This is a genomic window from Phyllobacterium zundukense, assembly GCF_025452195.1.
Taxonomy (GTDB): Bacteria; Pseudomonadota; Alphaproteobacteria; order Rhizobiales; family Rhizobiaceae; genus Phyllobacterium; species Phyllobacterium zundukense_A.
Map to the genome: position 1 here is coordinate 1,429,072 of NZ_CP104973.1, position 21,206 is coordinate 1,450,277.

Annotated in this window: 20 protein-coding genes and 1 pseudogene; 7 read left to right on the forward strand and 14 right to left on the reverse strand. The window is 54.1% G+C overall.

Going from position 1 to position 21,206, the window contains the following annotated elements; genetic code table 11:
- Positions 1-40 precede the first annotated feature (40 nt).
- Positions 41-1,426: an HWE histidine kinase domain-containing protein gene (locus N8E88_RS19385; protein ID WP_262295100.1), complete on the forward strand. Its 1,386-nt coding sequence runs from the start codon at positions 41-43 to the stop codon at positions 1,424-1,426.
- Here the strand turns inward: N8E88_RS19385 and N8E88_RS19390 are convergent.
- The 3 genes from N8E88_RS19390 to N8E88_RS19400 form a co-directional block, all read right to left on the reverse strand.
- Positions 1,403-1,822: a hypothetical protein gene (locus tag N8E88_RS19390; RefSeq protein WP_262295101.1), complete on the reverse strand. Its 420-nt coding sequence runs from the start codon at positions 1,820-1,822 to the stop codon at positions 1,403-1,405. The two genes, N8E88_RS19385 and N8E88_RS19390, sit on opposite strands and share 24 nt — an antisense overlap.
- Before the next feature lie 58 nt (positions 1,823-1,880).
- Complete coding sequence (locus N8E88_RS19395; RefSeq protein WP_262295102.1) at positions 1,881-2,219, reverse strand: ElaB/YgaM/YqjD family protein; 339 nt, start codon at positions 2,217-2,219, stop codon at positions 1,881-1,883.
- 247 nt (positions 2,220-2,466) lie between these two features.
- Positions 2,467-2,625 (reverse strand): DUF3309 family protein, encoded by a 159-nt coding sequence (locus N8E88_RS19400; protein ID WP_114431723.1) that lies wholly within the window; start codon positions 2,623-2,625, stop codon positions 2,467-2,469.
- A gap of 182 nt (positions 2,626-2,807) precedes the next feature.
- Here N8E88_RS19400 and N8E88_RS19405 point away from each other — a divergent pair, with 182 nt between their 5' ends.
- From N8E88_RS19405 to N8E88_RS19420, 4 genes and pseudogenes are all read left to right on the forward strand, one after another.
- Complete coding sequence (locus N8E88_RS19405) at positions 2,808-4,775, forward strand: AI-2E family transporter (protein WP_262295103.1); 1,968 nt, start codon at positions 2,808-2,810, stop codon at positions 4,773-4,775.
- Positions 4,776-5,203: 428 nt separating this feature from the next.
- Positions 5,204-5,302, forward strand: a complete 99-nt coding sequence (locus tag N8E88_RS31875) for a hypothetical protein (RefSeq protein WP_410010664.1) — start codon at positions 5,204-5,206, stop codon at positions 5,300-5,302.
- 123 nt (positions 5,303-5,425) lie between these two features.
- Positions 5,426-6,231: pseudogene (locus N8E88_RS19415) on the forward strand (transglutaminase-like domain-containing protein).
- Between the two features lie 76 nt (positions 6,232-6,307).
- Positions 6,308-6,550, forward strand: a complete 243-nt coding sequence (locus N8E88_RS19420) for a DUF768 domain-containing protein (RefSeq protein ID WP_262295104.1) — start codon at positions 6,308-6,310, stop codon at positions 6,548-6,550.
- A gap of 4 nt (positions 6,551-6,554) precedes the next feature.
- On the opposite strand, the gene N8E88_RS19425 is transcribed toward N8E88_RS19420, so the two are convergent.
- The 4 genes from N8E88_RS19425 to N8E88_RS19440 form a co-directional block, all read right to left on the reverse strand.
- The gene (locus N8E88_RS19425; RefSeq protein WP_262295105.1) at positions 6,555-9,800 is read right to left on the reverse strand and encodes an error-prone DNA polymerase; all 3,246 of its coding nucleotides are present in this window, start codon (positions 9,798-9,800) and stop codon (positions 6,555-6,557) included.
- The gene (locus tag N8E88_RS19430) at positions 9,800-11,245 is read right to left on the reverse strand and encodes a Y-family DNA polymerase (protein WP_262295534.1); all 1,446 of its coding nucleotides are present in this window, start codon (positions 11,243-11,245) and stop codon (positions 9,800-9,802) included. The genes N8E88_RS19425 and N8E88_RS19430 overlap by 1 nt, the downstream gene beginning before the upstream one ends.
- 13 nt (positions 11,246-11,258) lie before the next feature.
- Positions 11,259-12,044 (reverse strand): ImuA family protein, encoded by a 786-nt coding sequence (locus tag N8E88_RS19435; protein ID WP_262295106.1) that lies wholly within the window; start codon positions 12,042-12,044, stop codon positions 11,259-11,261.
- Between the two features lie 92 nt (positions 12,045-12,136).
- Positions 12,137-12,565, reverse strand: coding sequence for an Lrp/AsnC family transcriptional regulator (locus N8E88_RS19440; protein WP_262295535.1), 429 nt, complete (start codon positions 12,563-12,565; stop codon positions 12,137-12,139).
- Positions 12,566-12,685: 120 nt separating this feature from the next.
- Between N8E88_RS19440 and N8E88_RS19445 the strand changes: the two genes are divergently transcribed.
- Positions 12,686-13,789 carry a saccharopine dehydrogenase family protein gene (locus N8E88_RS19445; RefSeq protein WP_262295107.1) on the forward strand — a complete coding sequence of 368 codons (1,104 nt, stop codon included), beginning with the start codon at positions 12,686-12,688 and terminating at the stop codon, positions 13,787-13,789.
- A gap of 55 nt (positions 13,790-13,844) precedes the next feature.
- Here the strand turns inward: N8E88_RS19445 and N8E88_RS19450 are convergent, their stop codons facing one another.
- From N8E88_RS19450 to N8E88_RS19460, 3 genes are all read right to left on the reverse strand, one after another.
- Positions 13,845-15,095, reverse strand: a complete 1,251-nt coding sequence (locus N8E88_RS19450) for an aminopeptidase (RefSeq protein ID WP_262295108.1) — start codon at positions 15,093-15,095, stop codon at positions 13,845-13,847.
- 140 nt (positions 15,096-15,235) lie between these two features.
- Entirely contained in the window at positions 15,236-16,081 is an 846-nt protein-coding gene (locus tag N8E88_RS19455) for an SDR family NAD(P)-dependent oxidoreductase (RefSeq protein ID WP_262295109.1), read from the reverse strand.
- A gap of 72 nt (positions 16,082-16,153) precedes the next feature.
- Positions 16,154-16,573 carry a hypothetical protein gene (locus tag N8E88_RS19460; RefSeq protein ID WP_262295110.1) on the reverse strand — a complete coding sequence of 140 codons (420 nt, stop codon included), beginning with the start codon at positions 16,571-16,573 and terminating at the stop codon, positions 16,154-16,156.
- Positions 16,574-16,827: 254 nt separating this feature from the next.
- On the opposite strand from N8E88_RS19460, the gene N8E88_RS19465 reads away from it, so the two are divergent.
- The gene (locus N8E88_RS19465) at positions 16,828-17,118 is read left to right on the forward strand and encodes a DUF6074 family protein (protein ID WP_262295111.1); all 291 of its coding nucleotides are present in this window, start codon (positions 16,828-16,830) and stop codon (positions 17,116-17,118) included.
- 64 nt (positions 17,119-17,182) lie between these two features.
- Here N8E88_RS19465 and N8E88_RS19470 read toward each other — a convergent pair whose 3' ends face one another.
- The 4 genes from N8E88_RS19470 to N8E88_RS19485 form a co-directional block, all read right to left on the reverse strand.
- Positions 17,183-17,497 (reverse strand): PepSY domain-containing protein, encoded by a 315-nt coding sequence (locus N8E88_RS19470; RefSeq protein WP_262295112.1) that lies wholly within the window; start codon positions 17,495-17,497, stop codon positions 17,183-17,185.
- Between the two features lie 137 nt (positions 17,498-17,634).
- Positions 17,635-18,603 (reverse strand): hypothetical protein, encoded by a 969-nt coding sequence (locus N8E88_RS19475; RefSeq protein WP_262295113.1) that lies wholly within the window; start codon positions 18,601-18,603, stop codon positions 17,635-17,637.
- A gap of 224 nt (positions 18,604-18,827) precedes the next feature.
- A complete protein-coding gene (locus N8E88_RS19480; protein WP_262295114.1) occupies positions 18,828-19,754 on the reverse strand; it encodes a Gfo/Idh/MocA family protein in 927 nt (308 codons plus the stop codon).
- Positions 19,755-19,861: 107 nt separating this feature from the next.
- A complete protein-coding gene (locus N8E88_RS19485) occupies positions 19,862-21,199 on the reverse strand; it encodes an HlyD family type I secretion periplasmic adaptor subunit (RefSeq protein WP_262295115.1) in 1,338 nt (445 codons plus the stop codon).
- Positions 21,200-21,206: the final 7 nt, after the last annotated feature.

The following is a 21,206-nucleotide window of genomic DNA, read 5'->3' on the forward strand; positions in this document are numbered from 1 at the left end:
TGACAGCGAATTTCATTGTTTGACGGAACTCGCACTGTCGATGTCCAACAGCAGAGGCGCACAGATCACGCTTGTGGATGAGAAAAGAAGCCGTGTCCTGTCCTCTGCCGGCCGTCTTGGTATAGCCAACATCTGGGCTATTGAAGCCAGTTCACTGGCGGCACCTGACAGGAGTTGCCTGATCATACTGAACGCTGCCGAGGATGTGCGCTACTCCGAAATCGATGCTGTAACCCATGGGCCAAATCTCCGTTTCCTGGCCGTTGCACCGATCTGTGTCTCCGACGAATGCATTGGAGCCCTCAGTGTCCTGTCAGACGAGCCGCGAACGGAATTCGCTTCAATCCAGCAAGAGCAACTCATGCATCTGGCAAGACTTGCCGGTTCGTTTATCACGCTCAAACGTGAATTCCGCACAGGAACCGATGCCGTGGCAAGGTTGCATCAGGATGAAGATCGCAATTCCATGGCACTTGAGGTTGGCAATGTCGGCAGTTGGGTATGGGATCTGCGCACGGGCAGGTTCACCGGCAACAGGATGGCCTATTCAATGCTTGACCTTAGTCCCGATCAACCTGTCAGCGGCGAAGACGTGTTCAGAGCAATGCACCCAGACGATTTTCCAAGGATGAAATCGGCCTTCACACGCGCACTCGTCAACAATCAGGATTATGTCGGAGAATTCCGCGCTGCGTCATCGGGTCAATGGCTTCTAGGGCGCGGCCGTATTTTCGAACGCGATGCCCAGGGGAGACCGGTGGTTGCCGTTGGCGTCAATATTGATATTACGGACACAAAGAAGGCTGCCGAAAAGACGCGGCTTCTGCTACGCGAGTTGAACCACCGTGTTAAAAACACCTTGGCGATGTTGCAATCACTGGCACGGCAGACGCTCAATCGAACGTCCGATCCAGCCGAGTTCATGGAAGCGTTTTCGGGACGCCTTCGGGCCATTTCGGAAGCACACACATTGCTTTCTGATCGGGAATGGAGCGGCATCAGCCTAGTCGATCTAATTGCCAAGCAAGTGGAGCCTTATGCGGGTTTTGATCCTCGGCAAATCGAACTCTCAGGAGAGGACATGGTACTGCCGCCGGACCACGCGCTCGGGCTTGGCATTGCGCTGCACGAGCTTGCGACCAATGCAGCGCGACATGGGGCCCTTTCCGTCGCCGACGGTCGCGTGCGGGTGTCATGGCAGATAGAGCCCGGTCTCGATGAGTCCCGCGTTACAATCCATTGGGTCGAATCCAACGGTCCAAGAGTGCTGCCTCCCGAAGTGCGAGGGCTCGGTGAAAGACTGATCGAACGCAGCCTTGATAAGGTTCTGTCGAGCAGCGTCAGGTTGAGCTATCCCGAAACTGGCATGGAGGCGTTGATTTCCATGCCAATCCGCGATCACTCAAATATCCTTGCCCAGAGATGACGTGTCTTCAGGACGCCGACTTTTCTTCTTCTTTGGTTTCGTCAGAAGCGACAGACCTCCGAAAGCCACGAGAGGAACTGCCAGCATCATGAGCGCGCGCGATCGCAGAACAACCGGTGCTGCAGCTAGAGCTGCCACTGTGAGAAGAGCGGACGTGTCAACCTTTGCACGTTCGCGCTGGCGATTTCGCGCGGCGCGTTCGACAATCTTCATGACGATGTAAGTAATGATAGCCAAGCCGAATGCGCTACCGGCGAGGATCAACGATGCGCGCATTTCGCCGTAGCGCTCGGCAAGGGTGATATAGGCAGCCACAACCAGGAAAATCACTCCGATAGTTGCCAGCACCGCGATAATGCCAGTGAAGACAGCGTTGCGCTTCAGTCTGCTTATCACGAGGCCAACTTCACCCGCGGCGACGCTGGTAAAAAGTGGAGCTAATAGTTTGAGCATGTCAGCGGCGGGCGATCAGGGCGAGAAGAAAACCGACACCGGCGGCGACCGCAATCGTGGTCAAGGGGTGTTCACGAACAGTCTCGGTGAGCTGGTCTTCGAGCTCGCGAGCCTGCAAACGAAGGTCTTCCAACGTTTCCTCACTGCGGACTTTTGCAGTTTCGTAAGAACTTGCTGCGCTGCGCGTGGCGTCCTTGGCAGAACTCTTCCCTATCTTGGCAAGGGTTGCTGCAATATTCGCGATATCCTCCTTCAGAGCCGTAACCTGGGCTTGCAAATCCGAATTGCTATCGGTCGCGTCGTCAACCGCTTTGCGAATTTTTGAAGAAACCGTAGCCATGGAAAAACTCCTTGAGAAAACTTCGGGATATCAGTCGAGAACTGTGGTCTGCAGTATTTGTTCCACGCATTGGAGACCGCTGCAAGCGGTCAACCTTTTTCAAGCTTATGAGAGATAGCCCATAAACCACAAAATCAGGATGATCGGAAGTGGCAGACCAATAAGCCAAAGCAAGACACCGCGTAACATTGTAAAACTCCTTTTAAGCTGTCGGACGATCGCTCGTAATGAGAGTCTAAAAACTGCGTCAAATTCTGCCCATCAGAAGCAAAATCAACAGAACGACCAGAACTAATCCGACGAGTCCGGAGGGACCGTAGCCCCAATTCCTGGCGTGAGGCCAAGTTGGAAACACACCGATAAGCGCCAAGATGAGAATTATGATCAGAATTGTCGTTAGGGACATTCCTTCCTCCCTCGCCTCGAAAACTGCACAGCTCCGAAACACACGAACGAGGATTTGGTTCCCACGTGATCAGCTTGAACCAGGGCCAGGAAGGAAAATGCAACCAAATTGAGCCGACTTCGTTCCTGTCGCGGGGTTTCAACGGAGATGGATTTTTATGGATGTCATACCGGTAGGTTTTTATGCCTTCTGAAGAAGCCGGGGGGACATCGCGTGCCGTCGAACGGGTAACCCAACGATCGATCTATACGCCTGTTTCGGCGAATGCGGCGAATCGGTTTCCACCAGTTATTGTCGCGATTGCCGTTGTCGCAGCGCTTTATTTTGCCCGCGACATTTTCGTGCCATTGGCATTGGCGTTGCTTTTGACCTTTGCGCTGTCACCGCTGGTCACCCGCCTGCACCGTTCGGGTGTGCCGAAGGGTGTTGCTGTATTGAGTGTTGTGACAACGGCGTTTCTTGTGATCTTCATTTTCGTCAGCATTGTTGCGAGTCAGCTCACTGTGCTGGCGCAAAACCTGCCAAGCTATCAATACAATATCGAGACGAAGATCCGCACGATCAAGGACGCGCAGTCGGGCAACAGTATTTTTGATCGGGGAGCACGCATGTTCAAACGCTTCAGCGAGGAAATTGGCCGATCGGACGAAGTGCAACGCTTTGAAAGCGACAACCGAGCAGCGCCCAAACCAGACCCGGCGCGACAACCTCCCCAAAATGTTGCACCGCCTGCCCCTCTACCACCCTTGCGCGGAACAGATCCTGACAAACCCGTACCTGTGGAAATCCGCAATCCACCACCAGATCCCTTAAGCCTGCTACAGACCTTTGCCGGACCGTTGATCCAGCCCTTGGCGACAATCGGCATTGTCATTGTGGTGGTCATTTTCATGCTTATGCGGCGTGAAGATTTGCGCGACCGTTTCATCAAGCTGGTGGGAGCAAGCGATATTCACCGAACGACAACTGCTCTGCATGATGCCGGCAAGCGCGTCGGTCAATATTTGCTGATGCAGCTGATCATCAATATCAGCTTCGGTGTGCCCATCGGGATCGGGCTATGGTTCATTGGTATTCCCAACCCGATGCTATGGGGCATGCTGGCGATCGTTCTCCGTTTTGTGCCCTACATAGGGCCAATCATTGCAGCTGCGTTTCCACTTATACTGTCGCTGGCGGTCGATCCGGGTTGGATGACGCTCTTCTGGACGGCCGCCTTGTTCATCATACTGGAGCTCCTCAGCAACAATATCATGGAGCCGCTTCTCTACGGTTCCAAGACCGGTCTGTCCCCCGTTGCCATCTTGATGGCCGCCATTGTCTGGACCTGGATCTGGGGACCGATCGGATTGATCCTGTCGACACCGCTCACCGTGTGTCTTGTCGTTCTTGGAAGACATGTGCCGAAGTTCGAGTTTCTCGATGTTCTTCTCGGAAATGAGCCGGTGCTCCTTCCGCCGCAGCAGCTATATCAACGGCTGTTATCTGGCGATCCGGATGAAGCAACAGAGAAAGCAGAGGAATATTTGCAGTCAGCGACCGTTATGGATTACTACGCTTCGGTGGCCATTCCTGCGCTGCTGCTCGCCGAACACGATCGAGGCCGGGGTGTGCTTGACGAGCCAAGGCGCAATCGTGTGGCGCAAAGCATGATCCTACTCGTCGAAAACCTTTCAGAATACCATGATGTTGAAGACGAAGGAGTGAAGGAAGCCGAGGCGGAGGCCAAAGTCAAGAAGGCCGACGCTGACGGAAAACAGTCCAAAATTGAAAAGTCGAAAACGATTGTCTCTGCAGGTGGACGCGGCGACCTCGATGATGCCGCAGCCGTTGTTCTTGGTGATATTCTAGAGCGCAAGGATTTTGATATTCGAGATATCTCCCATGACGAGCTTGAGGCGGTCAATATAGGCAAGCTTGATCTTAGTGACGTCAGCACCATCTGCATAAGCTATCTCAACACGTCTTCGGTCGCTCACGCACGCTATCTCGTCCGCCGCCTTCGGCGGCGGAACGCGCGTATACAGATCGTTATCGGATTCTGGGCGGAAAACGCGGATGACATCGACGGTGAGAAGATCGTTGGATCAACACGCAACTGTTTTTTTGTTTCGTCGATTGAAGCGATGATTCAAGAGATTTGCGAGTGAGCGCCTCCGGGAATTTTTCGAACCGATCCCAGGTCGTACTCATAAAATCTGACGGAATGTCGAACGGTTCGGTCGTGGGGAAGACCCGCCTTCACGGTTCTCCTTGAATCGTCTTGCCGTTTCAGGCGCCTACGAGTTTACGACCAAGCTTTCGCGGAACCAACAGCGAGCTGTCTACGTTTCCATCCAGCTGATCGAGCTTCGATCGGTAACTGGAGACCCGGTGCCTGTTCCCCCGTGGGCGCCGGGTCGTTTGCTACCGCAATAAAATGATTAATTTTCAAATGCTTGTAAAGTTTGAACCAGCGGAACAAACGCAAAACCCGGCCGTTTAATGGGTAGTACCAGCGACAAACTTTCCGGCGCAGCCAAACAAGGCTGCTGGCCATGTCAGGCAGGCTGCCGGTAAGGCGACCGGATCGAAGGAAATGCAGGCGAAGGGCAAAATGCAGGCAATGAAAGGCGAAGCACAGCAAGCCAAGGGGCGAACCAAGGATGCTGTGAAAAAGGTTGTCAATAAGGCCTGATCGCCTTTGTCACCTCGAATTTTAGCCGGTCCCTTGTCGGGGCCGGTTGCTTTTCGTTTGATAGTCTGTCGTGCTGTGTTTTTATGTTGAAATCAGACTTTCAAGCTTTAAGGAAAACGGCCGATGAGGATTAATGTGGGGTGTGAACTGACGTTCGAGTTTACGCAGGAAACGCCTCTGATTGCCATTTTGAATGTGCATCATTCGCGTTTTGCCGATCTGGAAGGCATCGAGACGTTCCAGACCACATTTGGCGCCAGGGTCGACGGCTATCACGACCAGTTCGGCAACTGGTGTAATCGTATTCTCGCTGCACCGGGCACTTTTTTTGCTCCACAAATGCCGTCGTCAACGACAGCGGCATGCCAGATCCTGTGGTTCTCGATGCTGTTCAGCACCGGGTGCAAGATCTTCCGGATGAAACGCTGGTCTACCTTATGGGCAGCCGCTATTGCGAGACCGATTTGTTGAGCGAGGAGGCGTGGCGCCTGTTCGGCCACGTACCGGAAGGCTGGCAGCGTGTTCAGGCAGTGTGTGATTTCGTGCACAATCACATTGTGTTTGGCTATGAACATTCGAACCCTACCCGCACGGCATCCTCGGCGTATTTCGAAGGCCGCGGTGTGTGCCGTGATTTCACGCATCTTGCAGTTGCCTTTTCCCGCTGCCTGAATATTCCGACGCGCTATTGCACTGGATATATAACCGATATCGGCATACCATCACCACACGCGGAAATGGACTTTTGTGCGTGGATGGAGGTTTACCTCGGGGGTCAGTGGCACGCTTTTGATCCCCGTAACAATCAGCCCCGAATAGGCCGGATCAAGGTGGCGCATGGGCGCGACGCGGCAGATGTGCCCCTGACGAATATTTTCGGGCCGAATGTTCTGACGAAATTCAAGGTTTGGGCCGGCGAAGCTGTTTAATCCGTGTTTTTCGCAACCTTCTGCGCTTCCCGCAGTTTTGTACGGGAGACATTGGCGACGCCAAGGAGGAAAATGCATGAGCCAAAGAGCGATCGATTTCGTTAATAATTGGATCGACATCAATGTCGATGCCAACAAACCGGCAGATATGGCACATCACGATCGTCGACCCAAACAGCTGGCCGAGAAATGTGCCGCTGATGCGGAAGCTGCGGGTATTTCCGAATCCGAGATCAAGGATGGTCTGGGTGACCTGGAAATTTGCATGATCACTGCGATAGACCGGGCTGCACTGGCCAAGGAAAGCAAGCAGGCTTGAACGGTCAGTGAAAATCTCTTGATCTTGGTAAAATACGCACCTTGCGTGGATGGCTGGCCCGTGGTCGATCCGGGACCGGATGTATCACTTCGTCGCTATGGGACACAGGTAGGATGGTTCGTTGTTCGGAGAGACGATAGAGATCTCCGGTCCGATCGAACAGTTTTCTGGCAACAATGTGGACGACATTGTCGGCGCTCTGAACAGTTCCTTCGATCATGATCAAGCGTGATCCCATGACTTCCTTGCGATATTTTTCCAGTAGTTTTGCCCAGACAACGATATTGGCTATGCCGGTTTCATCCTCAATTGTCATAAAGACAACTTTGCCATTGCCGGGCCTTTGCCGGACAGTGATCACGCCGGCAAGTTTGACGCGTCGATTATTGTTCAGAGTGTTTGCCTGCTTGCATGTTACAATGTTTTCAGCCGCCAACACTTCACGCAGGAACTGCATAGGATGGCCTTTGAGCGAGAGCCGCGTCGATTCATAGTCGGCAATGACATGTTCGGACATTTTCATTTGCGGTAGCCTGGTCTCGGCTTCCCTTGCCAATTCATTTGTTTCAGCAGCCTGGAATAGTGGCAGTGTTTCATTGTTGGGGAAACGACGGACCGCCCAGAGTGCTTCACGGCGATCGATTTCCAGCGAACGGAACGCATCGGCATCAGCAAGGAGAATAAAGGCTCGTCTTTCCAGTCGCGTCAGACGGCGCAATTCTTCAATGTCACTGTAGTGGCGCTTGCGTTTTGCACAAATCTCGTCCGCCCAGGCTTTCGAAAAGCCTTCGACTTGTCGAAAGCCCAAACGCAAGGCAAGATTATTCTTGTCGATGCGTTCCAGCGTGTTGTCCCACTCGCTGAAGTTTATATCGACGGGACGTACCTCGACATCATGCTCGCGTGCATCGCGGATGATCTGTGCGGGAGCATAAAAACCCATCGGTTGTGAGTTCAAAAGTGCCGCAGCGAATGTCGCTGGATGGTGGCATTTGATCCAGGAGGAAATATAAACGAGGATCGCAAAACTTGCCGCATGGCTTTCTGGGAAACCATACTCACCAAAGCCCTTGATCTGGTTGAAGCAGTTTTCGGCAAAGCTTCGCTCATAACCACGGCGAACCATACCTTCCACCATTTGTTTCTCCATCTCATGGATCGTGCCGACATTGCGGAATGTGGCCATGGAACGGCGCAATTTATTGGCTTCGTCGGGGGTGAATTTTGCCGCCTCGATGGCAATGCGCATGGCTTGTTCTTGGAATAGAGGTACACCAAGGGTTTTTTCAAGGACATTGCGTAGTTCATCCTTATCGCCCTCGTCAGGGGAAGGAGATGGATAGTGGACTCTCTCTATTTTACTGCGCCGGCGCAGATAGGGATGGACCATATCGCCCTGGATTGGACCAGGACGAACGATGGCAACTTCGATTACCAGATCATAGAATTTTCTAGGCTGAAGACGCGGCAGCATATTCATTTGTGCGCGGCTTTCCACCTGGAACACACCAAGGGAATCGGCATTGCAGAGCATGTCGTAAACGGCGGAGTCTTCCTGGGGGATCGTTGCCAGTTCGTAACGGTTGCCCCCATGAAGATGAATGAGATCAAAAGCCTTGCGAATGCAGGTCAGCATACCAAGTGACAGCACATCCACCTTCATGATGTTCAGTTCGTCGATGTCATCCTTATCCCACTCTATGAATGTACGGTCTTTCATGGCCGCAGGACCGACAGGGACGGTTTCGTCCAAACGCTCCTGCGTCAGTACAAATCCGCCCACATGCTGGGAAAGGTGGCGTGGAAAACCAATCAATTCGGTCGCCAGCCGGACGGCACGCCGTATCATGACATTATCGGGATCCAGTCCAGCTTGCCGAACCTCGTTCTTTTCAACCGCCGTACCCCAACTGCCCCAGACCATATTGGCCAGCGCAGCAGTAACGTCTTCTGTCAGTCCCAAAGCCTTGCCCACATCACGGATAGCGCTGCGCGGTCGGTAACTGATGACAGTGGCCACGATAGCCGCACGATTGCGGCCGTAACGCTTATAAACCCATTGCATCACTTCTTCGCGACGTTCATGCTCGAAATCGACATCGATATCCGGTGGTTCTTTCCGCTCCGCCGAGAGGAACCGTTCGAACAAGACGTCCGTGTGTTTTGGATCAACTGCTGTGATAGCAAGACAATAACAGACTGCGGAATTGGCAGCGGAGCCGCGGCCCTGGCAAAGAATATTCTGCGAGCGGGCATATTTGACGATGTCATAAACCGTAAGGAAATAGGGCGCATATTCAAGCCCTTCGATTATCGCCAGCTCCTTCCGTAGAATCGCACATACCTTTTCCGGAATGCCTTCAGGATAGCGCATTGCAGCACCTTTCCACGTTTCCTCGGATAGATATTGTTGCGGTGTCTTGCCTGGTGGCACAGGTTCGTCAGGATAGTCATATTTCAGCTGATCGAGCGAAAAGAAGATCGGCTCAACGAAACGCTGCGTTTCCTGAAGTGCTCGGGGGAAATGCCGGAAAAGTCGCTGCATTTCATCAGGCGATTTCAAATGACGTTCCGCATTCTTTTCCAGCTTGCGTCCGGCCGTATCGATCGTGACGTGCTCGCGAATGCAGGTCAGCACATCCTGCAACGGCCGCCGTGCAGCGGTGTGATAAAGCACATTATTGATCGCCAGCAAGGGAACTTTGACCTCAGCTGCAATACGCGCCAGCTTTTCACCATACCGCCGGTCTGCACCTTGATGCGGCATGGCAAGACCAAGCCAGACTGAGTCTGGTGCTGCCATTGAAATTATCTTGAGGAAATCAGCAAATTTCCTATCAGAGTGATCTGGAGGAATGACCGCTATTTGGAAGCCCCCTGCACGGAAGATAAAATCCGCAAATACCAGATGGCACTCACCCTTGATTTTCGCCCGTTCCTTGCCTTCACTCAAAAGACGGCAGAGCTGACCATAGGCGGCGCGGTCGCGTGGGTAGACGAGCAGATCTGGCGTGTCGTCGATAAAGACCAACCTGCATCCAATAAAGAGATTCAATCGTATTCCTGCTTTTTCCTTGAGCTCATTATGAGCCTTATAGGCCCGCACCACACCTGCCAGTGTGTTGCGGTCAGCGATGCCTATACCATCGAGCCCGAGTATGGCTGCAGCCTGCACCAGTTCATGCGGTTGCGAGGCGCCCTCAAGAAAGGAAAAATTACTGGTGACAGCAAGTTCCGTGTAAGGTGGCATCAGGCGAAAATCCCGTGCAGAAACCAGCGCGGTGTGGGATCGCCACGCTCGTACAAGCCTTCGCGAAACACCCAGAAACGACGGCCTCTATTGTCTTCGAGGCGGTAATAATCCCGCGTCAGCGCGCCGGCATGTTCGCGCCACCACTCGGGGGCGATGCGTTCCGGTCCCTCTGCCAAGATGATAATATGCTGAACCAGGCGCCAGGTGAATCGTGCCGGGGCGGCATCAGGGACTTCAAACGTCGCATCAATCCGCTCGGGTGGCTGAAACAATCGGATTGGCCGCTCTGGAGGATTGCCAGGATTATGTTCTGATGCCCGTTCAAATACTACGTCCTGTCTTGAGGAAGCGGCAGATTCCAGTGAAACCGCCCGTTCGGGAATATATGTGTCGACAGGCAGCGGGCGCAGCACACGGGAATTGCCAAGACGGATGGAAAGCCGATCGACAAGCGTGTTGATCTCTTCTGTTTCCTGCGCCCTGTTGTCGAGGCTTTTTTGGATCGCTTGGCTCTGTTCCACACGAATAGCGGCAAGCCGGATGATATCAAAACCATAACCGGCATCGAGCGGATCGCTAAGTGTGGAAAGCCGCTCTTTCAATAGTCGAAACATGCTTTTTGTTTCGGTAATGGGGTGTCCGGCGTGAATACTGATGCGGCGTACATTGCCATCGGCGCGAAAGAAGCTGGCTTCGATCTCGCGGGCACCCTCAACTCTTTGTTGCAGGCGACGGAAAAGTTCGTCGCTCAAAGACAGAAGAACGTGTTCCACGGATTCCATGGCGATGAGGGATTCCGCCATACGCCGCTCGACCATGCAGACAGGGACGATACGGCGAGGGGTAATAGGTTCGTCCTGACGACCGAACAATGCATCGAGACGACTGACAAGATTTGCGCCAAAACGCGCCGTGAGTGCAGCTCGGGGCAAGACATCGATATCACCCACGCTGCGTAAGCCTGCACGCTTGAGACCGGCGAGATGTTTCTCTTCGATATCGAGACTGATAAGAGGCAAGGCGTATAATCGGCGCGTCTCGTCATTCCGGTCGACGATGCCGCCGGGCGAGTGCCGCGCAAGAGCACGTGCTGCAGCGGGATTGCTTGCAAGCGCAGTCCGGACGATCACGCCATTGCGCTGAAGACGCTTATGGATATCTTCAATAAGCTGGCTTTCATCGCCAAAAAGATGAATGCAGCCGGTCAGGTCGAGAAGGAGGCCATGAGGCTCATCAAGTGCCACAAGCGGTGTATAGCGATCACACCAATCGGCCAGTTTTTCAAGCAGGGCAACATCCTTGCGCGGTGAGGCGAAAGCGATATCCAGCTTTTCAAATTGCGCGCGTGCATCTGTCAGAGCCATGCCCTTGTAGAGCCCCGCCTTGGCTGCCTTTTCATCGACAGCCGTCAGCCGCAAGGCATTGGCAAGTTTGTCCACCACGATCTGGTGTTGATCAGTATGGGCGCGTCCCGGATTTTCGCGTTTGAGGCGGTCGGTAGGAAGGTGCGGAAACCATAGTGCCAGAAACCGGCTCGATCTGTCTGAAAACATGATCATCACTTTCCCATTGCAGGATCCAATGGCCTGTCATTCCCTGTCTGTTGCGTATGAGCGTGGCGTCGAAAACCGGATGGCCTGGTGCATTGGCGCCACTTGATTGTGAAGGTGCGGCCCTGATCAACCAGCGTGTGATGGCAGCATTTTCGCTGGGGTATGCACCCAATCGTAGAAGAAAAGCCGGCACATCGGTTTGTTGCGCAGTCAGCAGCAGTTTGCGTGAGGCGGTCAGATCCAGACACTTCGGGTTGCTCCAAGGCGCAATAATGACGGCACCCGTGCCACGAATACCGAGACTGTCCGAAGCAGCTTTCAAAACATCCTGCGGGGAGGCGCATCGCACGATAATGAGGCGTTGCGGATCAAGCCCGATATTTTGCAAGCCGGGAGCATATGGGAAGCCATTCTCTTGCGCTGCAAAATCTTCTTCCAACCATAGAATAGGGCTTTGATCCGGGGAAGCGCGCAGGACAAGGGCAATGGCGAAACCGGTCGCCGCACCTGCGTCGCCAGCTTCTTCTGCGAAGATTTCATGCACGGCACCACGCTGCATACCCTCGTGGAATACGCGGTCGATTTCATTGTCCCCAAGGTCAAAGGTGGAGCGCTGCGCAGCATGCGCATTCCTTTCTCCAAGAGAGGCTATGTCGCGTCTCAACGCCGTAAGATCGACGGTTGTCACTACGGTAGCCTTTCAATGTTCATGATATGTTCTATTATGGAATCCGATGACAGCAAGAGTCAAGCGGCATGTGTCAGGTTGTGGGTGCGCCATTATCGATCGATACGGGTGGAGAGAATAATCGACGACATGGTGCGTTCGACACCTTCAAGAGCGCCGATCTCGTCGAGCAATTTGTCCAGTTCCTGTATCGAAGGTGCTTCAACGATAACGATCATATCGAATTGACCGCTAACAGAATGAAGCGTTCTGACCCAGGCGATTTTCCGCAAGGCCGCCTCAACCTTCACAGCCAGTTTCGGCAAGGCCGTCACCAGCACATGCGCCTTGACCAGGTTCTGTTCGTATTCGGGGGAAAGCTGAACGCTATACCGCCTTATCATACCGCGTTTTTCCAACCGCTCGATGCGGCTTTGCACAGTGGTGCGTGATACGCGCAGCTTGCGGGCAAGCTCGGCAGTCGAGGCTCTCGCATTCTCGCGCAGCAATGAAAGCAGGGCATGATCGGCTTCTGACAGCATATTGACAAATCCCATCGGCATATCGCCAAAATTATGGCGTTGTTTCGTCAGTTTACAGACTTCATTTCGCCGAGCAATATGCGAAATTCATATAAAGTTTTTATATGCGAGGGGAATCACATGAAAGAGATCGTTGTCGTTGGAGCAGGGAAAATCGGCGGGACCATCGCCAATCTTCTGGCTGGTACGGGAGATTATCGCGTAACGGTCGTCGACCGGTCACACGCCCAGCTTGATGCTTTGGACGTATCGCCGCTCGTTGAAACCGCCTGCATCGAGATTGCTGAAGCCGGAGCGCTTGAAAGCGTTCTCAATGGCAAATTCGCCGTGCTGAGTGCAGCCCCGTTCCATCTGACCACGCGCATAGCAGAAGCTGCCGCCAAATCGGGCGTGCATTATCTCGATCTGACCGAAGACGTGGCCAGCACGCGCATCGTCAAGCAGCTGGCAATGACTGCCAAGACCGCTTTCATTCCCCAATGCGGCCTTGCTCCGGGTTTCATCTCGATTGTAGCCAACGATCTGGCTAAGCGCTTCGATACGCTGGAAAGCGTGCGCATGCGCGTCGGCGCACTGCCGCAATATCCATCCAATGCGCTGAACTACAATCTGACATGGAGCACGGACGGGGTCATCAACGAGTATTGCGAACCGTGCGAAGCGATTGTCGATGGCGAGTTGACTGAGGTGCCGCCGCTTGAAGAGCGCGAGGAATTCTCGCTCGACGGGGTGACCTATGAGGCGTTCAATACGTCAGGCGGCCTTGGCACATTGTGCGAAACGCTCCTCGGCAAGGTGCGAACACTCAACTATCGCACCATCCGCTATCCGGGGCACGCGGCCATCATGAAGGCGCTGCTCAACGACCTTGGACTGCGTGACCGCCGTGACGTTTTCAAGGATATCCTTGAAAACGCCTTGCCATCTACCCTCCAGGATGTCGTCGTGATTTTCGTTACGGTCAGCGGCCGCAAGAAGGGCCGCCTTCTTCAGGAAACCTATGCCAACAAGGTCTATAGCGGCCATATCGGGTCGCAGCTATATAGCGGGATACAGATCACGACGGCGTCGGCCATTTGCGCCGTGCTTGACATGCTTGCGAACGGCGCCTTGCCGCAGCAAGGCTTCCTCAAGCAGGAAGATATTGCGCTCGACGCGTTTCTCGCAAATCGTTTCGGTAAGGCCTATGCGCAGGCGGAATCAGCTGGACGGCTGGTTGCCTAACCCAGAAACAAAAAGGCCACCTTGGGTGGCCTTTTTGCTATTATGAACTCAATGATCAGACCCATTCGCCCTTGCGCATCACGGGGATAGCCGAACCGTCCTTGTTGATGCCGTCCACGTCGATCTCGCCAGAGCCTATCATCCAGTCGATGTGAATGAGGCTCTTGTTGCCACCTCGCTCCGCAACTTCTTCGGGCGTCAGGTTGCCGCCATTGATGAAGCATTTCGAATAGCATTGGCCGAGCGCGATGTGGCTTGCAGCGTTTTCATCGAAAAGAGTGTTGAAGAACAACAGGCCCGATGCTGAAATCGGAGAGGAATGAGGGACAAGCGCGACTTCGCCGAGACGGCGCGCACCCTCGTCAGTGCCAAGCACCTTGTTGAAGACTTCCTCGCCTCGCGTCGCCTTGGCTTCGACAATCCTGCCACCCTCGAAGCGAACCTGGATATTTTCGATGAGCGTCCCCTGGTGAGAAAGTGGCTTGGTGCTCGAAACATGGCCATCGACCCGCAGTGCGTGGGGTGTCGTGAAAACTTCTTCGGTGGGAATGTTCGGGTTGCAGGTTATGCCGTTCTTTGCGATCGAAGCACCACCGTGCCATTCATGTTCATCGGCCAGCCCGACAGTGAGATCCGCGCCTGGTCCCTTGAAATGCAGTGCCGAGAAGGTGCGCTCATTTAGCCATTTTGTCCGCTTATGCAAGGCGGCATTGTGATCACGCCAAGCGCTGACAGGATCGTCCAGATCGACGCGTGATGCTGCAAAAATTGCGTCGGCGAGCATGGTTATGGCTACTTCAGGGTCCTGGTCTGGAAATACCTGCTTTGCCCAGGATGGATTCGGGTACGAAACGATGTTCCAGTTGACTTCGAAATTGGTGATCTTTTCCAGCGCGGGCTGGTAAGCGCGGGATTGCGCCCGGTTCGCACGAGAGACCTTCTCCGGATCCTCCGACGAGAGCAGCATCGGATTGTCGCCGGCAACTGCAAGCCGGGCTGTATTGGCAGAAAAGGCTTTCGCCATGCCCTCAAACAGCCAGCCTGTGGCGCGATCGAAACTTTCGTCTGGCGCGTTGCGATAGCGCATAAGAGTGGCTTCTTCGTCGCTGTATAGCGATGTCACGAGACCCGCTCCCGCCTTGTAGGCATGTTCTGTTATCCGCCGCACCAGAGGCACAGCGGCAAGCGGGGCGGTGATCAGGAGATCCTGTCCAGGCTGCAACTGCAAGCCAATTTTGATAGCTACTTCTGCCAGGCGATCGAGCTTGACGCGATCGACGGCGGGGATTTTGGGAGATGAGGTCATTATGGATCCAACCTGGTCAATGAAAGGTTCTCGTCAGCATAGAACCGGATCAGTCCCGGTATCAAGCGACCGATCTGGAAATTGCTCTTTCGCATTTGATGGGTCCACAATATCCGAAACTGTGTCCCAGAATTAGCGTGTCAGATATCCTGATTGAGAAAATCAGCGAATTCGCTCTGATAGTCTGGATGCCAGCGCGACAAAGGTGGACGGTTCTTGATAATATCGTTGGCTGCCCAGAGGATGCGCCGCTCATCGAGGCTACGGGCTACATCGTTGTCCGGGCAAAGGATATAAAAATCGCCGGCTGACACACGCTCCAGCATGAAATCGACCGTTTGTTCCGGCGTCCATGCGCCAGCTGGCTTTTCTGTGCGATCTCCTGCAGTCAAGGGCGTATAGACAAAACCAGGAATAAAGAGATGAGCCGTTACGTGGCAGTCCTTTGTGTTACGTAATTCATGTTGCAAGGCTTCAGTGAAGGTCTTTACGCCCGATTTCGAGACATTGTAAGCAGGATCGCCTGGCGGAGTGGTTATGCCCTGCTTGGAGCCGGTATTGATGATGAGGCCCGGTTTGCCTTGCCGGATCATGTCCGGGCCAAAAACCTGGCTGCCACGGATGATGCCGAAAAGGTTTACGGCGATGATCCTGTCCCAATTGTCTGGCTCGAAAATACTGCTGCCAGGCTGGATGCCTGCATTGTTCAAGAGGACGTCAACGCCGCCGAATCCGTCATTGACCGTCTGCTGTAGTTTGCGCAGCTCCTCGACATTGGTTACGTCCGTGGCGACGGCCACCACATCGCCAGTGTTGGCGAGTTCAGATACCGCCGCATAGGCATGGTCGAGTTTTTCACCGGCAAGATCAGCAATGGCAACCTTTAAACCCATCGTGGCGAAGCGCTTTGCAGCCGCAAGGCCGATGCCAGACGCGCCTCCTGTGACTACGGCTACATGGGAAGGTGAAAAGGCAGGATGTGCCATGGAATTCGTCCTTTATCGTTAGGTAGCGCTAGCGCGCCAAGCTAACGAAACATGAGAACAGAAGTGTAACAATTAGCCGAAATTTGGAACACGCAGATAATGCGCAAGCGGCGTCACCTGTTCCTTGTCGCGTAAGTCTGCCTTTCGCTCGGCGGAAGCATCCTTTTGCCGGCGCGCCTCGAGAATTTCCTTTTCGGAACTTTCGCCCATACAGAGAGCCTTGAGCAGGACCATTCGCGCGCTGTCGGCGATACCCGAGCGATTTTCGTTGAGAGCAATATCGAGAATGACCCTGCGGAAATCCGTCGGCCCGACAAGTGTTACGGCACGTTCGCGCCGGACATTTTCAGCGTCGATCAGCGCATATAGTTTGTCACGAAGGTTAGCGCCGACATTCTCGTACTGCATGGAGAGATCCGGTGCAGCCACAGCAAGCTTTTGCTTCTGCCGTTCGCGGTGCCGTCTCTGCCGTTCTGCATTACTCAGTGCCATGGTCGATGCCGTAATGAATGCGAATCACTTTACATGAAGTTGAATAGGCATGCGTGCCGTAGCGGGCAACATTATGGTTTTGTTACACACAATCTGTTCGCTGGCTTGTTACATAACTTGTTACGTAACCAATCATAGGGAGTTCGCACGGCATGACGGGCCGCACAGCTGAACACATTGTTAGGAACCTTCGCCTTATCGTTGAGCGAATCAATTGTAAGCGCGGCGTTGCCGAACTTGGGAAGAGTATGAGTATGTTCGAAGCTGAATCCCCGATCTCCTGCCAGATCATTGCGTTCCCACTGACGAAGCGTATGGCGAAAATACGCGACGTGGCGGCGAAGCTCATGGAAAAGACTACGGATCGGCAGGCGGAAGCCTATCGTAACCAAATTGCCGATACCCTGTTTCGGCACCTTGAGCGGATTGGCGTTCCGGAGGACGAGCAGGATGAACAGGTTGGAGCATTCTTCACTGCAGTCGAGCTGGAACTGTCGCGTCTATATGATCTCACTGAAGACTATGGCGATACATCAGCCTACTGAGCGACTGACTGTAGAATATGGCAAAGCCCGCCACTTGCGGCGGCGGGCTCTCGTTATGTTCAGCTTATTGCACAGAAATAACGTCGCCAGTACGGCGATCCACACTGACGCGGATATCGTTTCCGCGCCGATCTATACCCTCAACGACAAATCTTGACCTCGTGCGTCTTACGTCGTCAACGTCGCGAAGACCTTCGCTTCTGGCGATACGCACCGCTTCGCGCTCACTGATGTCCGAAAAACGGCGATAATCCCGTTCCGGCCGTGGCTCTTGCAGCCGAACACCGTCAGGGCCAATCTGAATGGACTGAGCAAAGGAAGGAGCCGATGTCATGGCGGCTAGCGCTGTTGCTCCTACTATAAGCAGTTTTTTCAACATAACAGTGTTCCTTTTTTCAAATCAAATATCCCGCCCATTTGATAAGGTTAACGTTCACCAAGGGGCGGAGTTCCAACTTTTGGGAAAATGCAGGATTGCGCCCAAGCCACAATACGAGGCGTGATTGCTAACCAGACTTATCTGCAGCGTTTCAAGCGAAAGCTGTCGCCGCTTTCGAGCGAATACCAGGTGAGGTTTCTTTTTGTCACATCCCGGAGCTCGAAGGCATAGCCGTCGCTCAGTTCCACCCGGTAGCTGTTGCCATTTCGTTGGACATTCCTGATAGGCGTTCCGTCATATGTCCTTGTATTGAAATCCCAGAGTCTGCCTCGGCAGCTACCGTCAATCTGATCCCACCTGCCGACGAAAGTCATCTCCACTGCGGGTTTGACCGCTGGCTTGATGGCAGGCTTTGCCATGTTCGCTGCAACTTCGGCAGCTCTTTTCGCGTCGGCGTCCGCGGCCGTTGCCTTTGCATCGGCGGCTTGCTTCTGCTTTGCGTCGTCAGCGGTTTTTTGGTCCGCGCGCAGTTTTTCGATGCGCGCGTCAACCTTGGCAATATTATCGACACCAAGCACGTCGGCACAGTCAAGGAGCGCCATCCGTTTGGATACCAGGTCCTCAAGGCCGGCAGCGTCGGCGCTCGACTGCAGATCGTGGCAAGTAGCGGACCGCTTTTCGGCCTGCGCAGCCTTTTCCTCGGCCGCCTTCGCATCGGCGAACGTCTGCTTGATGGCCGCCATGTGCTGTTTTGAGTCCTCAATCGTCGCTACTACACCATCGACGAATGTAGCGGCCGGCGCGCAGGCTGATTGATCGACTTTCAAATGTTCCGCTGCAGAGCGATCGGCGTCTGCGATAATATCCGTAGCTTGTTCGTTCCCATTCATTTCCTGGCGGAATTCCGCCTCTTGCGTGGCGGCATCGGCGAGGGGCCGAGTGGCAAATGGATGATCGGCAAAGCAATACTGGTCGATGGCTTTGGCATAGGCGTTTGCCTTCGTAAATTTAAGCGCCTGAATGGCATCCCGCGTTTTGTCATCAACGGCATATGCTGCACTTGAAAAGGCGGCACAGATAATGGCTGCGGTAACGAATTTCTTCATGGTTGCCAATCCTTGCTCGGCGCCTGTTCGCCAGGTACGAATTGAAATGCGCTGACCATGAAAATGTTCATGGGCTGAATGATAAAATCCCGCTGAAATATGGTTTGATTTTGTTCGCGCCGCATGAGAGCAGCAACGATCGCTCAAGGCCCTCGCATTTGCCACGCGTAATCGGTTGCTGCGTGGATCAGCTCCACGCGGTATTGGACAAATTGCGTCTGATGCTAATCGTGGAAGGGTGCAACGAAGACACGTTTGCCGAGCATGAAAGAGTCGGCGACATGCCGAAGCGGCGCAAGATCGACATCGGATTCCCCATTTTTGATCAGACTGGCGAATTGACGGTAAAGTGCTGCGTATTCCGTCTCCGACGAAACTGGAACAACCGTGTCGTTGATCGTGAGCTTTGAACCACCTTCAGCCAGCACCATCTTTCCGGCAGACGTTTCGGCAATAATGTCCCACGTTTGTTCACCGAGTTGCCGCCAATCGAATTCCGCGTGAACAGGAATATTGTCACTGTTCGTGAAATTAAGGTCGGCTGCGATAGGCGCATGCTTGTTTTCCGGAAATTCCAACGTCGCATTCCTGAGAAAAATGCCCGTCGGCAAGATATGCGTTATAATCGATAGCGCATTTATGCCGGGGTCGAAGACGCCGAGACCGCCGGCTTGCCATATCCAATCCTGATTGGGATGCCAGTGGCGGACATCTTCTTTCCAGATGACGTGGACGCTTTGGACATTCGTTGATGCCAGAAAAGACTTTGCAGCTTCAACGGCAGCAGCATATCGGGAATGCCAGCTGGCGAAAAGTGAGATCCCCTTCTCAATGGCAAGAGCTTCGAGGTCAGTGACCTCGCTCAGCGTTGCCCCAGGCGGCTTTTCGAGAAATACATGCTTGCCTGCGCAGATCGCCTTGTAGGCAGCATCGTAGCGGGCCTGAGGAGGCATGCATAACGAAACTGCGTCGATGAAGGGGACTGCGGCCAGCATCGCCTCTATCGTCGGAAAATTCGGAATACCGTCGACCGCGCTGTTACGGCTCGTCGTAGCGACAAGCTGCAAGTCTGTATTGCCGGCAATTGAAGGCAGGTGCTGATCGCGGGCAATTTTACCAACGCCGACAATTGCTAGGTTGATTGGTGGCATAGTGAATCCCTTTTTGAAGGGGTTTAGCAATCGAATATGCCGTTAACAAGAGGCGCCCGCGATGGAAAAACGGATCTCGCGAATGCCACCTGAATCACCAGGCCTCATCATTGCTCACGGAAGGCCCGGTTAAACTGATCGGCGAGCGGCTTGGACAGGAAGGACATCGCTGTACGCTCTTCTGTCGAAACAAAGACTTCCACGGGCATACCAGGCAAAAGCTTGCTGTCACCGAGCTTTTCAAGCTCGTCTGATGGCACGACGACGTCGGCCAGATAATAGACCTGACCGGTCGACGGATCGCTGCTGGTCGCCGCGGAAACATAGGCGATTCGGCCATGCAGTTCCGGTGTTGTGCGCTGGTTGAAGGCCGAAAAGCGCAGTTTGGCCGGCTGTCCGACGAAAACCTGGTCGATATCGGTCGGTGACAGTTTCGCCTCTATCTTCAGCGCGGCATCTGCGGGGACAAGCGTCACCAGCTTCTCCGCGGGGGTAATCACGCCACCGATGGTGTGAACTGCGAGTTCGTTTACAGTACCCGACAACGGTGCGCGGATATCGGCGCGCGCCAGCCGGTCCTCGATCGCCACCCGGCGTTCCTTGAGTTCGGAGAGCTTTGGCTCGATTGCGCTCAGTTCACGCTGTGCTTCGGTGCGTGCGGTTTCATCGATGGCTATAATCTGCAGGCGGATTTCGCCCATGCGGGCTTTGGCGCGCGCGATATTGGCTTCAACCTCGCCCCGTTCGCCGAGGAGCTTCGCCATTTCGCGGTCTATTATATATTTGCGCGAGGTCTCGATGAGGCGTTTGTCTGTCAAGCCCTTGATCTTGCCGTGTTCGGTCTTGACCAACGCAATCTCGTCGATCTTGGCGTCGCGCTGCGATTCAAGCCCCTTGATTTCCTCGCCGAGCTGGTCGATGCCGAGGACCAACTGCTCCTTCTGACTCTCCCGATTCTGGCGATTGCCGTCAAACATGCGCTTTTCACCAAAGAACACATGTGGAAAGTCCCCGGTTCGCGCGCTCAGTTCCGCCGACATCATGATGGCGTCGAGATTGTCGCGCTCGGCCATCAGCCGGGCCTGTTTCGCCATTAGTTCGACCAGCTGCGTGCGAACAATCGAAAGTTCCGCGCGCGTTTCGGCGTCATCCAACCGCAGCATGATTTGACCCTTCGTGACAAAGTCACCTTCCCTGACCGCAATCTCGCTGATGATCCCGCCGTCGCGGTGCTGGATCGACTTCAGGTTCTGATCGACCTTGACCATGCCGGGTGCGATGATCGCCCCTGTCAGCTGTGCGGTTGCCGCCCAGCCGCCCGCACCGACGAAAAGCATCAATCCAAGAGTAACGCCCGCAAAGACCCGAGGGCCCACGGCGAAACTGTTTCCAGCATCGATCTGAGGTCCCTGGCCTATGTCTTTTTGTTTTTGTCGCCCGAACATCTTTTAC